General features: G+C 45.3%; 14 protein-coding genes. 11 read left to right on the forward strand and 3 right to left on the reverse strand.

What is annotated here, in order from left to right:
- From bioB to ACQVGS_RS06085, 5 genes are all read left to right on the forward strand, one after another.
- On the forward strand, positions 1 to 1,008 hold the full coding sequence (bioB, locus tag ACQVGS_RS06065; protein ID WP_106020286.1) for a biotin synthase BioB: 1,008 nt from the start codon (positions 1 to 3) through the stop codon (positions 1,006 to 1,008).
- Positions 1,009 to 1,097: 89 nt separating this feature from the next.
- Positions 1,098 to 2,282 carry a biotin biosynthesis cytochrome P450 gene (gene bioI / locus ACQVGS_RS06070; RefSeq protein ID WP_491831189.1) on the forward strand — a complete coding sequence of 395 codons (1,185 nt, stop codon included), beginning with the start codon at positions 1,098 to 1,100 and terminating at the stop codon, positions 2,280 to 2,282.
- A gap of 86 nt (positions 2,283 to 2,368) precedes the next feature.
- A complete protein-coding gene (locus tag ACQVGS_RS06075) occupies positions 2,369 to 3,139 on the forward strand; it encodes an NAD-dependent epimerase/dehydratase family protein (RefSeq protein ID WP_101863524.1) in 771 nt (256 codons plus the stop codon).
- A 208-nt stretch (positions 3,140 to 3,347) separates the two neighbouring features.
- Positions 3,348 to 4,208, forward strand: coding sequence for a carbohydrate ABC transporter permease (locus ACQVGS_RS06080; protein ID WP_081638357.1), 861 nt, complete (start codon positions 3,348 to 3,350; stop codon positions 4,206 to 4,208).
- Between the two features lie 23 nt (positions 4,209 to 4,231).
- Complete coding sequence (locus ACQVGS_RS06085; protein WP_491831192.1) at positions 4,232 to 5,722, forward strand: extracellular solute-binding protein; 1,491 nt, start codon at positions 4,232 to 4,234, stop codon at positions 5,720 to 5,722.
- Between the two features lie 39 nt (positions 5,723 to 5,761).
- On the opposite strand, the gene ACQVGS_RS06090 is transcribed toward ACQVGS_RS06085, so the two are convergent.
- On the reverse strand, positions 5,762 to 8,077 hold the full coding sequence (locus tag ACQVGS_RS06090; protein WP_491831194.1) for a helix-turn-helix domain-containing protein: 2,316 nt from the start codon (positions 8,075 to 8,077) through the stop codon (positions 5,762 to 5,764).
- A 207-nt stretch (positions 8,078 to 8,284) separates the two neighbouring features.
- Here ACQVGS_RS06090 and rmgP point away from each other — a divergent pair, with 207 nt between their 5' ends.
- The 6 genes from rmgP (at position 8,285) to ACQVGS_RS06120 (ending at position 13,118) form a co-directional block, all read left to right on the forward strand.
- The gene (rmgP, locus tag ACQVGS_RS06095; RefSeq protein ID WP_491831196.1) at positions 8,285 to 9,250 is read left to right on the forward strand and encodes a polygalacturonan/rhamnogalacturonan ABC transporter permease; all 966 of its coding nucleotides are present in this window, start codon (positions 8,285 to 8,287) and stop codon (positions 9,248 to 9,250) included.
- 7 nt (positions 9,251 to 9,257) lie between these two features.
- On the forward strand, positions 9,258 to 10,379 hold the full coding sequence (locus tag ACQVGS_RS06100; protein ID WP_142396191.1) for a glycoside hydrolase family 88/105 protein: 1,122 nt from the start codon (positions 9,258 to 9,260) through the stop codon (positions 10,377 to 10,379).
- On the forward strand, positions 10,376 to 10,879 hold the full coding sequence (locus ACQVGS_RS06105; RefSeq protein ID WP_095714544.1) for a lipoprotein YteS: 504 nt from the start codon (positions 10,376 to 10,378) through the stop codon (positions 10,877 to 10,879). Before ACQVGS_RS06100 ends, ACQVGS_RS06105 begins: the two co-directional genes overlap by 4 nt.
- Positions 10,880 to 10,891: 12 nt before the next feature.
- Positions 10,892 to 12,181, forward strand: coding sequence for a Gfo/Idh/MocA family protein (locus ACQVGS_RS06110; protein ID WP_491831198.1), 1,290 nt, complete (start codon positions 10,892 to 10,894; stop codon positions 12,179 to 12,181).
- 21 nt (positions 12,182 to 12,202) lie between these two features.
- Positions 12,203 to 12,871, forward strand: coding sequence for a YesL family protein (locus ACQVGS_RS06115; protein ID WP_255004732.1), 669 nt, complete (start codon positions 12,203 to 12,205; stop codon positions 12,869 to 12,871).
- A 64-nt stretch (positions 12,872 to 12,935) separates the two neighbouring features.
- Complete coding sequence (locus ACQVGS_RS06120) at positions 12,936 to 13,118, forward strand: sporulation protein Cse60 (RefSeq protein ID WP_003325003.1); 183 nt, start codon at positions 12,936 to 12,938, stop codon at positions 13,116 to 13,118.
- A 43-nt stretch (positions 13,119 to 13,161) separates the two neighbouring features.
- On the opposite strand, the gene opuD is transcribed toward ACQVGS_RS06120, so the two are convergent.
- Together opuD and ACQVGS_RS06130 are read right to left on the reverse strand one after the other, a co-directional pair.
- Positions 13,162 to 14,694: a glycine betaine transporter OpuD gene (gene opuD, locus ACQVGS_RS06125; RefSeq protein ID WP_024122541.1), complete on the reverse strand. Its 1,533-nt coding sequence runs from the start codon at positions 14,692 to 14,694 to the stop codon at positions 13,162 to 13,164.
- A 193-nt stretch (positions 14,695 to 14,887) separates the two neighbouring features.
- A complete protein-coding gene (locus ACQVGS_RS06130) occupies positions 14,888 to 16,150 on the reverse strand; it encodes a BaiN/RdsA family NAD(P)/FAD-dependent oxidoreductase (protein ID WP_127696635.1) in 1,263 nt (420 codons plus the stop codon).
- Between the last annotated feature and the right edge of the window lie 153 nt (positions 16,151 to 16,303).

Consider the following 16,303-nt stretch of genomic DNA (forward strand, 5'->3'; position numbering starts at 1 on the left):
ATGAATCAATGGATGGAACTTGCAGACCGGGTGCTGGGCGGAGCAGAGGTGACCAACGAAGAGGCGCTTTCGATATTAAACTGTCCAGATGAAGACATCTTGCTTTTGATGCATGGAGCTTTTCACATCAGAAAACGGTTTTATGGAAAAAAAGTAAAGCTCAATATGATTATGAATGCAAAATCAGGGCTCTGTCCGGAAAATTGCGGCTATTGTTCCCAGTCTGCCATTTCGAAAGCGCCGATTGAGAGTTACCGGATGGTGAATAAGAAAACCCTTCTGGAAGGCGCAAAGCGGGCGCATGATTTGAACATAGGTACATATTGTATCGTGGCAAGCGGCAGGGGGCCGTCCAACAGAGAAGTGGATCAGGTCGTAGAAGCGGTACAGGAAATAAAAGATACGTATGGACTGAAAGTTTGTGCGTGTCTCGGATTGCTAAAGCCGGAGCAGGCGAAACGGCTGAAAGAAGCCGGAGTAGACCGCTATAATCATAATGTCAATACATCACAGAGAAATCATTCAAATATTACCACGTCACATACGTACGAGGACAGGGTCAATACGGTTGAGATTGCAAAAACCTCCGGCATGTCTCCATGTTCAGGCGCCATTATCGGGATGAAGGAAACGAAACGGGATGTCATCGATATCGCACAAAGCTTGAAGGCCCTTGACGCTGATTCCATTCCGGTGAATTTTTTGCATGCAATTGACGGCACACCATTAGAAGGCGTAAATGAATTAAACCCGCTGTATTGCTTAAAAGTGCTGGCGCTGTTCCGTTATATCAATCCGTCAAAAGAAATCCGCATTTCTGGTGGAAGAGAGGTCAATCTCCGCTCATTGCAGCCATTGGGGCTGTATGCCGCCAACTCCATCTTTGTCGGAGATTATTTAACGACTTCCGGACAGGAGGAGACGGAGGATCATAAAATGCTGAGTGATTTAGGATTTGAAGTAGAATCGGTCGAAGAAATGAAAGCCAGTTTAAGTGCAAATAGCTGAAAGCAAGAATAGAAGCAATCGGTGTCATGTCGATTGCTTTTATTTTTATAGAGTCAAAATGATGATGTCAGAATCATGAGAGGGAGCATATGACAATTCCAATTTCACTTACACCTTCTGCGTTTTTTAAAAACCCTTATCCTTATTACGACACATTACGTTCTGCACACCCTTTATATAAAGGGAATGTTTTGAAGTATCCAGGCTGGTATGTCACGGGATATGAGGAAGCGGCAGCAATTCTGAAAGATACCAGATTCAGAACACGTGTCCCGCTGCCTGAGACCTCCATAAAATATAAGGATTTGAATCATGTCCAGAAGCAGATGATGCTGTTTCAGAATCAGCCTGATCATAGGCGCCTGCGTATGCCGGTCAGCGGGGTATTTACTCCGAGAATGACAGAGGGCTATCGCCCATTTATAAATGAAACTGTCCATCAGTTGCTTGATCAAGTGCAAGGGGAAAAAAAGATGGAGCTGATTTCTAACCTTGCTTTTCCTTTGGCAAGCAGCATTATAGCTAAGATCATAGGTGTGCCGGCAGAAGGAAGGGATCAATTTAAAGAGTGGGCGTCAAGCCTTGTTCAAACGATTGATTTTACCCGATCAAGAAAGGTGTTAACAGATGGCAATCAGATCACTGTAAGGATGAGGGGGTATTTTAGAGAGCTCATTCAAAAACGGAAACAAAAACCGCAGCATGACGTGATCAGCATGCTGCTGAAGGAAGGACAGGCTGGTAAGCTGACGGAGGAGGAAGTGGCATCAACATGTATATTGCTGGCGATCGCAGGACATGAAACAACAGTAAATCTCATCAGCAACTCAATTCTTTGTCTGCTGCAGCATCGAGAACAGCTTTTGCAGCTCAAAGAAAACCCAGCCCTGATTCATACCGCAGTTGAGGAATGTTTACGCTATGAAAGCCCCACACAAATGACAGCCCGTGTTGCGTCAGAAGATATTGAAATGAATGGCGTAACGATTCGACAAGGGGAGCATGTCTATATTCTGCTGGGGGCTGCCAATCGAGACCCAAAAGTATTCGCGCATGCCAATGAGTTCGATATCACCAGAAGCCCTAATCCCCATCTTTCATTCGGACAGGGCCACCATATTTGTATAGGTTCCTCACTGGCACGGCTAGAAGCACAAATTGCAATTAACACTCTTCTGCAGCGCATGCCCGGCCTGCAGCTCGCTGTTTCTGAAGTGCGATACCGGAAGCTAATTGGTTTTAGAGCGCTTATGGAGCTGCCGGTTATTTTTTAATGAAGGCTAAAGGAAGCCATGTGAATGCTGAAAACGTGTCGTCCCCGGCGAAAATGGGCAATCTATAAAAAAAGGGGAGTGAACATATGAGAAAAGTGCTGATCGCCGGCGGAAATGGTGTGATTGGGAGGATATTGGCTAAAGGGCTTATGTCTGAGTACGAGGTGACGGTGCTGGATAAAGACCGTTACGAGGGCTTAGCACCCGCTATTCAGGCAGACGCGTCAAACTATGAGGATCTATTGAAAAAGATTCCGAGAGATACAGACGTGATCGTGAACTTACTCGCTGTCAAAATCAAATACGATGTCATGGACACAGCTGAATTTGAAAAAATGACGGATATTTTTTATAGAGCAAGCTACTATTTGTGCCGCGCGGCAGCAGAGCTCGGCATCCCAAAGGTTGTTTTCGCCAGCAGCAATCATGTGACAGATGTGTACGAAAAAGACGGGCGTTCGCTCTTAGGGCGGGAAATCACAACCGACGATTATCCGCTGTCAAAAAATCTATATGGCGTCCTAAAGCTGACCTCGGAACATATCGGCCACCTGTTTTATCTGGAAAATAAGCTCTCTGTCATCAACCTTCGAATCGGAACGGTCGTCACAGATGAAATGGATACACTGCATGAGAACGACCGGACGAAAAAAACGCTTCTTTCCCACCCGGACTTGCTGTCGATTTTTAAAGCAGCCATTGAAACGAATATCCGTTACGGCACTTATTACGCCGTCTCTGACAATCCCGGCAAGCCGTGGTCGATAGAATCCGCGGTTCAGGAGCTTGGGTTTGCGCCTCAAATTAATACCGCTGAGCTTCTGAAAGAGGAAGAGAACGGCAATAACAGAGCATAATCATTTTCTAAGATTATGCTCTTTTTCTTTTATGATCGGTTTCAAGCCAGTTCCGATGCCGCCGGGCAAGGGACAGTGTTCAAATGATTATAGACATGGCAATCGCATATTTGCTACATTTTAGACACGATATCGTCACATGCTGCAGCTCGTTTATTAAAAAAATGATAACGCTTACAAAAAGGGGGTGGGAACGATCGCACATTCACTGAAAAATCGCCTGTTTGATATTTTGATTTACGGATTTTTGCTGATGTTCGCTTTAATATGCGTACTTCCGTTTATTCATGTCATTGCGGCATCCTTTGCCACAGTAGAGGAAGTGGTTTCGAAAAAATTCATTTTAATACCGACCACTTTTTCGCTCGATGCCTATCGTTACATTTTTTCGACAGATATTATCTATAAAAGCTTGCTCGTTTCTGTGTTTGTGACAGTTGTAGGCACGGCGGTCAGCATGTTTCTTTCTTCATTGATGGCTTACGGTTTATCCCGCCGCGACTTAATTGGGCGGCAGCCGCTCATGTTTCTCGTCGTATTTACGATGCTCTTCAGCGGCGGAATGATTCCGACTTTCCTTGTGGTCAAATCGCTTGGATTGCTCGATTCTTACTGGGCCCTTATTTTGCCGACAGCGATTAATGCCTTTAACTTGATCATTCTGAAAAACTTCTTTCAAAACATCCCGGCGAGCCTGGAAGAGTCCGCAAAAATTGACGGCTGCAATGACTTGGGGATTTTCTTCAAAATTGTGCTGCCGCTGTCTCTTCCAGCGATCGCAACGATTTCACTGTTTTATGCGGTGACGTACTGGAATACGTATATGACGGCGATCTTGTACTTAAATGATTCAGCTAAGTGGCCGATTCAGGTGCTTTTGCGCCAAATCGTTATTGTCTCAAGCGGGGTACAAGGGGATATGTCGGAAATGGGCTCGGGCAGCCCGCCGCCTGAGCAAACGATCAAAATGGCAGTAATAGTCGTAGCGACCATTCCGGTTCTGCTGGTCTATCCATTTATTCAAAAGCATTTTGCAAAAGGGGCTTTGCTGGGGTCTGTCAAAGGATAAAGAATATGAAACGGAGGGATATCATGGGAAACAAATGGAGGGTGCTTCTGATTGTGCTTGTATTTGCTCTCGGAGGAGTTCTGGCGGGCTGTAAAGGAGCTGATCAATCATCAGGCAAGGCGGACTCGGATTCAAAGGTAAAGCTGTCTATGATGGCGATTTTGTATCACCAGCAGCCGCCGAAAGACAGGGCGATCAAAGAAATTGAGAAGCTGACAAATACAGAACTGGACATCACGTGGGTTCCTGATGCGGTAAAAGAAGACAGACTGAATGCGGCGCTTGCAGCCGGCAATCTCCCGCAAATCGTGACGATTCAAGACATTAAAAATTCGTCTGTGATGAATGCCTTCAGATCGGGAATGTTCTGGGAAATCGGCGATTATATCAAAGATTATCCGAATTTAAACAAGATGAATAAACTCATTAATAAAAATGTCACAATCGATGGCAAGCTTTACGGGATATACAGAGAGCGTCCCCTCTCGAGACAAGGCATCGTCATTCGGAAGGACTGGCTGGACAATTTGAATTTGAAAACGCCGGAAACGCTGGATGATCTTTATGAAGTTGCCAAAGCGTTTACAGAGAACGACCCGGACAAGGATGGAAAAGATGATACATTCGGATTGACTGACCGAAATGATCTGATTTACGGCGCTTTTAAGACGCTTGGCTCATATGAAGGCATGCCGACAGACTGGAAGGAATCAAACGGCACATTTACGCCTGATTTCATGATGAAAGAATACAAAGACACGATGGATTACATGAAAAAACTGCGTGATAACGGCTACATGAATAAAGACTTTCCGGTCACAAGCAAAACCCAGCAGCAGGAGCTGTTTTCTCAAGGAAAAGCCGGCATTTATATCGGGAATATGGTGGATGCTGTCAATTTGCGTGACAATGCTTCCGATAAATCAATGGAGCTGGAGATCATCAACCGCATAAAAGGCCCTGACGGAAAAGAGCGTGTATGGGCGTCAGGAGGGCATAACGGTGTATTTGCTTTTCCGAAAACGAGTGTGAAATCAGAAGCCGAGCTGAAACGGATCTTGGCGTTCTTTGACCGAATAGCCGAAGAGGACGTCTACAGCCTGATGACATACGGCATTGACGGGGTTCATTACAATAAAGGAAAAGGCAAAACATTCACAAGAAAAGAAAGCCAGGTAAAAGATTGGCAGACTGATATTCAGCCGCTGTCCGCCTTAATCGCCATTGATAAAGCCTACTTAAAAAACACCGGTGATCCGCTACGGACAGCGTACGAGGAGCTGACGGAAGACAATGAAAACATCATCGTCTCCAATCCGGCAGAGAGCTTGTATTCCGCCGCGGAGTCTGAGCGCGGAGATGAACTGAAAAAAATGATAGACGATGCCACCTATAAATATATGATCGGAGAAATTACAGAAAGCCAGTTTGATAAAGAAGTTGAAAAATGGGAAACAAGCGGAGGAAAGCAGATTATTCAGGAATACGAGGAAGCGTTTAAAAAAACAAAGTAATATTGAAAAAACCCAAAACGCACTAGCGGTTTTGGGTTTTTATATGCTTCTTTTTTGCTGGCGGTAGTTGCCCGGTGTGATGCCTTCCAGCTTTTTAAAGGATCTGATAAAGTTTTGCGAGTTTTTGTATTTGAGCTTTTCAGCTATGTCTTTCACCGCCATGTCGGATTCAGCCAGCCAGCTTTTTGCCATATGGTGGCGGTAATTCGAGACATACTCGCTGAATGAAATGCCCATTTCTTTTTTGAAAATACTGCTTAAGTAGTTTGGGTTGTAATGCAGCCTGCGGGCAATTTCGTCCAGCGTTAAATCGGATTCAAACTCATGGTGGATGATATGGATTATGTTGTCGGAAATATTCTTGTACTGTGCATCGGCCCGGGCATTTACTTTGTCTGTCATCGGATCAATGAATTCTTGCTTCAGCCAGTTTTCAGTATCCTCGAATGTCTTCAGCTCAAAAATTTGGTCATACAGCATTTTGTTTTCTTCAAGCTCAAATAGTTCAATTCCGAGTACATGCATCAGTTCAATGACATGATTCAGAAAACGGGCGATTGCGATCTGAAATTGGTACGGGTTGGTGTTGTGTGTAAAAATCGACTGTAAAATCGCGTGCAGGCATTTGTCTGCTTTCTCCTTGTCACCGGCTTTTACAGCATCGAACAGCTCATGCTGAAGCTGCTTCGGAAAATGGGTTTTGAACGTTTTTTTCTGATCCAGGTCTTCATAAAAGATTATCGATTTGTTTTCTGCTTTCAGCCGGTATTTTAACGCTTCTAAGCCTTCCGCATAAGCGTTTTTCGCCATTGCTAATGCATCAAACGGCTGGCTGACGCCGATGCTGACAGACAGGTGCAGCTCAGCTTCAACTGTATCCTGAATCATCCGGGCGATATCATTCAGCTCGGCCATAAATGCCTCTTTTGTCCCGCTTTCATTCATCAATATGGTTGCCTGCTGTTTATCGACTACCGCTGGTGCGAGGTGTTTTTCCGCGGGGATGTTCCGCTCAATCAGGCTGTTGACGGCAAACAACAGCAGATCCATATCTTTTTTCTCATACGGTGTCTGATTCAGCGTGTCAATTTGGAGCACCAGCAGGGCGAGGTGACGCCAATTTTGTTTTAAGCCGAGGCTTTCAAAGCGGTTATTGACCTCCTCATCCGTCAGTTTTCCAAGCATAAGTCTGACCATAAAATATTGCTGAAGATGAGTGGCCTGCTGCCTCATTGTTTCTTCAAGATCGTCATTTCTGTTTTTGAGCTGCTTGAAGCTTTGCTCGATTAATTCAAACTCGTTTTGATGAGGCTGTTTTTCTGGAAAGGCTCCGTGCCGCGCAAACGATTCATAAAGCAGCCGGATCGGCTTATAAAAATGACGGGAGCCCAGCCAAGAGAATAACAATGAAAGCGCTAACAAAATGAAACATACCGTAAAGGTGATCCAGCCGATCGACTTGGCTTCTTTTTTTAGTTCGGGCAGGGAAACGAGAGAAAAATAAGTCCACGTGTTATAGTCTGATTTTTGATAGGTCACTTTATAATGAATGCGGTCAATGGCTGTTTCAAACTGGCCGCTTTTGGAGCTTTGCGCCAGCATTTTTTTGACAAAATCGTCGTTCTGAAGAGAATCGCCTATATCAGACAGGTTGTTGTGAAGGATGATACGGCCTTTTTCATCAATGATAAACACGCTGTTTGCGTTTGAATAATCAGGCATATTTTTAACGAGTGAACAGCTTGGGATGCTTGCGGCTGCCAGTCCCTTCGTGTTTGTGCTGTTCAGCGGGAGCTGCTTAATCAAATTGATATTATACCGGCAGCTTTCTGAAGCGCCTTCCTTTGTGGAGATCAAACGGTTGTTTTTTTCCAGCGTCCAATAGGACCGGCTCGCTTTGTTTTTCGAATACGCCTCGGCTGCTTCATGAAGGGAGTCCGTATTCATGCGGTACAAACCGGAATTGTTCATGTACCAGTTTTTCATATAGCTGACAAGCGTCATGTTGGACAAATCGGTATCAAAGCTTTGCAAATAGTTGAGCTCTTGGTTCACTTGGTCATAGATTTGAAATTGGTCAGAGTGCAAAGGCTCGGACAGTGTGCGGAGGAGAGGCGGCGAACTCACATAGTGGGTTAAAGAATGATCGACGGTTTTTAGGATGTGCTCGATGCTTAGCTGGGTCTGCTGGAGTGTGTCGAGTTTTTCCTCCGAAACGTTGGAGATGGCCGTTTTCTGAGAGTGCTCGTACGAAAACAAACCGACCAAAATGACGGGAATGGTGCTGAGTAAACAAAAAAACGTGATGAGTTTGTAATAAAACTTGTATTGGCTTCTTTTCATAAAACCCCCCATTTCATAACACCTTAATACAATTAATCCAAAGATTGATAGATATTGTCAATAATCATTTTCTAATATCGGTGTCTTTTTTTCAGATAGAGAGGCAAAACCCTTGATGACAAAGGGCTCAGGCAGAATGTGATCATATGATTGTAGACGGACTTTTGCACGCTGCGCTACAGTGAAAACAAGAACCCGTGAAAGGAGGCTTTGAAAAAGATGAAAACAGCAGAAGCGCAAGCGCCGGCTGTAGACGCAGTCATGTTTAAAAAAGAAAAAAGAAAGCGCTTACTAAATAAGCTGCTGCAGCAAAAGTTTTTGTACTTTATGATTTTGCCGGGATGTATTTATTTTTTGCTTTTTAAATATGTTCCAATGTGGGGAATCGTGATTGCGTTTCAGGATTATCAGCCGTTTCTCGGCATTTGGGGCAGCGAGTGGGTCGGGCTGAAGCATTTTATCAGGCTGTTTACAGAGCCTACATTTTTTGTCCTGTTAAAAAATACGCTCGTGCTCTTTGCCTTGAATCTGGTCATTTTTTTTCCGGTGCCGATTTTATTAGCGCTTCTTCTAAACGAAGTGCGGATCGCACTCTTTAAAAAATTCGTTCAGACGCTGATTTATATTCCGCACTTTATGTCCTGGGTCATTGTTGTATCGCTGTCATTTGTGCTTTTGACAGTAGACGGGGGCCTGATTAATGAACTGATTACGTTTTTTGGCGGTGAAAAAATCAATTTTCTGCTGAATGAAGAATGGTTCCGTCCGCTGTATATTCTGCAGGTCATCTGGAGAGAAGCGGGCTGGTCAACGATCATCTACCTGGCCGCAATGACGGCGGTTGATCCTCAGCTTTATGAAGCGGCGAAAATGGACGGAGCGGGACGGCTGCGGCAAATGTGGCATATTACGCTGCCGGCTATCAAAAGCGTCATCGTCGTTTTGCTGATTTTAAAAATTGGGGACACGCTGGAGCTTGGCTTTGAGCATGTATATTTGCTGTTAAACGCCACAAACAGGGAAGTCGCGGAAATTTTTGATACGTACGTTTATACTGCAGGGCTGAAACAGGGCCAATTCAGCTACAGTACAGCGGTCGGCGTATTTAAAGCGGCGGTCGGGCTGATTTTGGTCATGCTTGCGAATCGTTTGGCGAAGAAATTTGGCGAGGAAGGAATCTATTAAGAAAGGGATGGTATCAATGGATCAATCAATCGCTGTAAAGTCGCCTCTTACGTATGCGGAGGCATTGGCAGAAACGATTATGAACACGTATACAGTTGAAGAGCTGCCGCCTGCAAACCGCTGGCACTATCATCAGGGCGTTTTCTTATGCGGGGTTTTGCGTCTTTGGGAAGCAACCGGACAGAAACGGTACTTTGATTATGCGAAATCTTATGCGGATCTCCTAATTGATGATTACGGCAATCTATTATTTAAAAGAGACGAACTCGACGCGATTCAGGCGGGCCTTATTCTTTTTCCTTTATACGAAAAGACGAAGGATGAACGCTATGTAAAAGCGGCAACAAGGCTGCGGGGCTTATACGGAACGCTGAACCGAACGTCAGAGCAGGGGTTCTGGCATAAGGACGGCTATCCATATCAAATGTGGCTTGACGGTTTATATATGGGCGGGCCGTTTGCACTGAAATATGCCAATTTGAAGCACGAGCCGGAGCTGTTTGACATGGTTGTGCTTCAGGAAGGCCTGATGAGAAAGCATACGAAGGATCCAAAGACCGGACTCTTCTATCATGCGTGGGATGAAGCGAAAAAAATGCCTTGGGCCAGTCAAGAGACAGGCTGCTCTCCGGAGTTTTGGGCGCGTTCAATCGGCTGGTACGTCATGTCACTCGCAGACATGATTGAAGAGCTGCCTGAGAAGCACCCAACCCGTCATGTCTGGAAAAAAACACTTCAGGACATGCTCGAAAGCATCTGCCGCTACCAAGACAAGGAAACAGGATTATGGTATCAGATCGTTGACAAGGGCGACAGATCTGACAACTGGCTGGAAAGCTCGGGATCGAGCCTGTATATGTATGCCATCGCTAAAGGAATCAATAAAGGATATCTCGACAGATCCTATAAAACGTCTTTGTTAAAAGCGTATCAAGGGCTGATTCAGCATAAAACTGAAACAACAAAAGACGGCGCGTTTCTCGTCAAAGACATATGTGTCGGAACGTCGGCAGGATTTTATGATTATTATGTCAGCCGGGAACGGAGCACAAACGACCTTCACGGGGCGGGAGCGTTTATTTTGGCGATGACAGAATTGGAAGCGCTTCTCGGGTCAGACGAAAAATGAAAAGATCTCTATGTGCGGCTGTATGTGTGATCGTCTCGTTGCTGTTTTTGGCTTCGTGCTCAAGCAGACCGGACGGCATTCATGTCATCCTGTTTTCAGATATGCAGGCAGGCGTACAGGATAACATAAAAGAGGCCGCTGAAAAGAAGGCAGGCAGGGCAGAAATTTTTCCCGCTTTGCCGGAAAAGCTGCTGACTGAAATTACGGCTCGCGAGGGTGACGTCTTTATCGTGCCTGAAGACTTGTTTGCAGCTTACGATGATCCGGAAAATTTTCAGCCGTTAGACGGATTGTCACTGAAACATTCATCGCCCTATACAGCCGTAAATCAAAAAACGGGAGAAAAAACAGTCTATGCCGTTCTGATTGAGAAAGGGGAAAAACAGCTGAACGGCTATTCTTTTCGGCTGAATCGAAATATGGCGGCGTTTATCCCTGTATACTCCGAAAAAACAGAGGAAGCGCTGCAGCTGATTTCCCAATTAACAGAAGTCCGATAGGGGTGGGGACCATTGAAAAGCATCGTCATTTGCGGATTAAGCAGCAGAGCCCTCAGCATGTTTATCAAACCGCTGCTCAAACAGTTTTCATCCATTTATGAAATTACGGGATTGCTGGATGCCGATCCGAAACGATTCGCCGTCTGCAAAGAGGCATTTCCGGAGCTTGCACAAGTACCGGAGTATAAAGAAGAAGATTTTGATAATATGATGAGCGTTTCGAAGCCAGACATTGTGATTGTGACGGGAAGGGATGACACCCATGTTACCTATATATTGAGAAGCCTTCAGTGGGATACGGATGTCATAACGGAAAAACCGATGGTGACGACGGTGCAGGATGCAAAGCGGGTGCTTGAGGCAGAAGCGAAAAGCAAAGGGAAGGTTACTGTCGCGTTTAATTACCGCTACAGCCCGTATCATCGGAAAATCAAAGAAATGATTTTAGAAGGAAAAATAGGAAGGGTCACGTCTGTTGATTTGAATTGGTATATTGATACCTATCACGGCGCCAGCTATTTTAAACGCTGGAACCGATCCAGGGAATTTTCCGGCGGCCTTTCTGTCCATAAATCCACACATCATTTCGATCTGGTGAATTGGTGGCTCGGCCAAAACCCGGCGGAGGTATTTGCTTACGGCGAGTTGAATTACTACGGGCCGGACAGTGAGTGGAATCCGCTGCGGGAAGAAGACGGGCGTTTTTGCGGCACATGCCGGGTCAAAGAGAAATGCCATTACTATGCGAGATGGCACCCCCGTGCCTCTAAAGCTTCTGTAAAGGATGATCATCTCAAGGCGGATGCAGACCAGTCAAGCTTATATACCGCATATCGCCCTGACGCGTGCATTTTTGACGAGGAGATCGACATTGAGGATACGTATGTGGCGGCTGTCAAATATGACGGCGGTGCGCTTTTAAGCTACTCGATCACATTTTCCGCTCCGTACGAAGGCTACCGCCTTACGATAAACGGCACAAAAGGACGCATTGAATCAAATGAATTCCATGAGCCTTCCAGAATTCCGTTTGCTTTTCCCGAACAGACGATTGAGTATTATCCGCTTTTTGAATCGAAGCAAACCATTCAAGTCGTCAAAAACGAGGGAGGACACGGCGGAGGTGATCCGCTTTTGCTTGCTGATCTATTTATAGGCAAAGATCCGCTGTGCCAGTATGACATTTTGGCCGGGGCCGAAGCCGGAGCCTATTCTATCGCGCTCGGTGAGGGAATATGGCGCTCCGTTGTTGGAAAGAAACCAATTGATATTAAACAGCTTTTTCATATGCAAAATGTATAAAAGTGAAGAGGAGGGGCTTTCGTGGAACATGACGGATCAATGGCACGGGTGCTGCGTTTTTGCGAGTGGATCATGAGGTTTGCGTATACCAATTTGCTTTGGCTGCTTTTTACAATCCTCGGTCTCGGAGTGTTCGGTGTCATGCCCGCGACTGCCGCTTTATTCGCTGTTATGCGAAAATGGATTCAGGGTCAGGATCACGTTCCGGTGCTGCCGACATTTTGGCGGGAATACAAAGCTGAATTTCTCCGTTCCAATCTGATCGGTGCTGTACTGGTGTTAATCGGTTTGATCATTTATATCGATTTGGCCTTTATTTACCCAAGCCACTTTTTATTGCATATCCTGCGCTTTGCTATTATGATATTTGGCTTTCTGTTTGTATCAATGCTTTTTTATGTGTTTCCGCTGCTCGTCCACTTTGATTGGAAAAAGCGCCTGTATTTTAAGTTTTCCCTCTTGCTGAGTGTGGCGTACTTACAATATACCCTCGTCATGCTTGCGCTGACGGTCGCGCTCTTCTTCCTGCTGGCTTATCTGCCGGGAATTGTCCCTTTTTTCAGCGTCAGTCTCATCAGCTACTGCCACATGAGGATCGCTTATGCCGTTCTGGTGAAGCTGGAGCAGCAGGACCATGAACCGGCAAAGAAACATCCTGCACCAGAAGCTTTTTATCCGGAGACGAGGTAAACATTTTCTCTATCATATATTGATTCCAAACGGAATAGATTGATAGAGAAAGGAGAGCGGATAAATGCTGAAGGTGGCAGTGTTTGATGAAGAGCATGAAAAAGATTTGCAAACGGAGATCAATTCATTTTTAAAAGGAATATCGGAAGAGCAGCTGGTTGATATCAAATATACGGTTTCAGCGGCATGTGACCCTGAAGGCGAGCAGCTCTACTGTTTTTCCGCACTCATTTTATATCGAAAATAAAAAAAGATCTTCCCGCGGACTGCGGAAAGATCTTTTTTTATGGTTAAGCCTTTTTCACTCTTGGGCTTCTTGGTTTCTGGAATTTCTCTGCTGCTCTAATTTCTTTTCGTTCTCTTGCCAATGCTTTATAAAGGGCAGCAATCATGAGCAAGATAACAATTGAAAATGGCAGTGCCGCCAGAATCGCTGTGTTTTGCAAAGCGGCAAGTCCGCCGGAATACAAGAGCGCAGCTGCCATAGCAGACTGAATGATGCCCCAGCTGAGTTTGACTGAGTTAGCCGGGTTTAATGAACCGTATGTCGTCTGCATACCAAGGACAAATGTCGCTGAATCAGCTGATGTAATAAAGAACACGGCGATCAGGATCAATGCCAGGATAGACGTGATCATTGTCAGCGGATAGTGATCCAGTGTTCCGAACAGCATCGTTTCGGAAGACTGCTTCGCCACATTAAAGATACCTTTTTGCTGAAGGTCCATTGCGGAAACACCGAAAATGGAGAACCATAGGAAAGCCAAAATACATGGTGCCACCAGGACGCCGATCAAAAATTCACGGATTGTCCGGCCTCGGGATACACGAGCGATGAAAATGCCGACAAATGGAGACCAGGAAATCCACCATGCCCAATAGAAAATCGTCCAGCCGTTGATCCATTCACGTTTGCCTGGATCGTTCGGCGCCAGTCTGAAGCTCATTTGAACAATGTTTTGAATATACTGCCCAATTGAATCTGTAAGTGAGTTCATGATCAAAACGGTAGGTCCGACAACCAGCATAAACAGCATCAGCAATCCGGCTAGCACCATATTGGTGTTGCTTAAATACTTAATGCCTTTTCCGAGTCCGCTCCAAGCCGATAGTAAAAAGAGCACTGTTACAATAACAATCAAAATCAATTGAACGATAAAATGATTCGGAATACCGAATAGGTAATTCAATCCGCCGTTAATTTGAGTTGCGCCGATCCCCAGACTCGTTGCAACGCCGACAACTGTAGCGAAAACAGCGATACAGTCAATCAGTTTACCGATCGGGCCGTTTACTTTATCGCCGAGAATCGGAGTCAGTGTGCTGCTGATTAATCCAGGCGCGTCTTTGCGGAATTGAAAATATGCGATACATAATGCCACGACGGCATAAATGGCCCAAGCGTGCAGTCCCCAGTGGAAAAACGTGTACCGGAGCGCATCTCTGAAGGCTTGGGGGGTTTCTGTTTCACCTGATGGAGAGCTAATTGCGTAATGGCTGATCGGTTCAGCCGCACCATAGAATACTAAGCCGATTCCCATGCCTGCACTGAACAGCATGGCAAACCAAGATAATAACCCGAATTCCGGTTTTTCATCCGGTTTCCCCAGTTTAATTTTTCCAATCGGGCTGACAATTAAAAAGAGACAGAACCCGACAAACAAAGAGACAACTAATAGATAATACCAACCAAATGAATCTGTTATAAACGATTGTGCCGATTGAGACACGTTTTGCAGGCTGTCAGGAGAAATAACGCCCCACAAAACGGCTGCGGCTGTGATGACAATCACAATCCAAAATACACTAGATATATTCTTCAAACATTCTCACCCTCTGACTTTTTTGTGTACGCCTATATCTTCCTCGCAGGCTTAGTATGGTCGTACGATGGCAGATCATTCCTTCCTGTAAATTACCCCGCAATCAGGTGAAACAAAACAAATCTCACCCTAACATTTTTGCGGGAAATTTTCAAATGCCCGGCATGCTGTAAGAGTTTGAAAAGTCTAATGTTTACGTACGGGAAAAGCGTCCGGCATTCAGTCCGGCGAGTCTGCCTGTGACGAGCGCAGATGTGATATTGTATCCGCCTGTATAACCGTGAATATCTAAGATTTCGCCGCAAAAATACAGGCCGTCCATTTTTTTAGACGCCATCTTTTTCGGGTCAATCTCCTTCACCGATACACCGCCTCCTGTGACAAACGCTTTGTCTAGAGACAGCGTGCCGTTTGCGAGAACGGTAAATTGCTTGCAGTCTTTGACAAATTGTCTGAAAGGCTCCTTCGGCAGCTCAGAAAATGATATGTTCGGTGAAATGCCGTTTTTTTCAAGCAGGAAAAGAAGGTAGCGCTCCTGCATCCAAGGCTTCAGCACATTTTTTAACGCTTTTTTCGGCGCGTCTTTCAGCTCCTTGTGCATCTTTTGGAATAGCGTTTCTTCATTGATATCCGGAAACAAATCAATTCTGACGGGCACTTCCGGCTGTTTTTTCAGCTCTTTCACGATAAACTGGCTGCACCTGAGTATGGCGGGGCCTGAGAGGCCGAAATGAGTGAACAGCATGTCCATCTTATGTGTGATAATGGCTTTGCCTTTTTTGTTTAATACACTGACGGCGACACCTCTGAGCGATAAACCCTGCAGTGTTTTTTTCTTAATAAACGGCTCGGCAGATGTGACGGGCACCTCTGTCGGGAACAGCTCTGTTATTGTGTGGCCTGCGGCTTCGGCCCATTCATAGCCATCACCCGTGCTGCCGGTATGGGGAACGCTTTTTCCGCCAACCGCGATAATGACTGCCTGACTATGAATCATTTCGCCATTATTCGTCACAATGCCTGCCGTATGTCCATCTTCATATGTAACAGATTTGATTTTTTCGTTCGTTCTGATCGTCACACGCAGCTGTTTCAGCCTGTTTAACAGGGCGTCGACAACACTTTGCGCTTTGTCTGTCACTGGAAACATCCGGCCGTGATCCTCTTCCTTCAATTTGATCCCGAGATTTTCAAAAAACTTGATAATATCTTCATTATTAAATTCAGAAAACGCACTGTATAAAAAACGGCCGTTGCCGGGGATGTGCTTAATAATTTCTTCGACAGGAAGGCGGTTTGTCACATTGCAGCGGCCGCCTCCGGATATGGCAAGTTTACGGCCTAACTTATTTCCTTTATCTATTAACAAAACATCAGCACCCTGTTCTCCGGCTGCAATGGCAGCCATCAGACCTGAAGGGCCTCCGCCGATTACAATTACGTCATACTGCTTCATCTTTATCATCAACTTTCTTTTTACATTTCGTGTGCGGAACGCTGTCCGCAGTACTATTATAGCGAAAGACAGGTTCTGCTTAAACGTATTTTGCCGCAAACTTGCATTGTTCCTGAGATTGCTTTTGTATTTATTACCGTCTATATGCCCAGT

Source organism: Bacillus sp. SD127 (assembly GCF_058566445.1).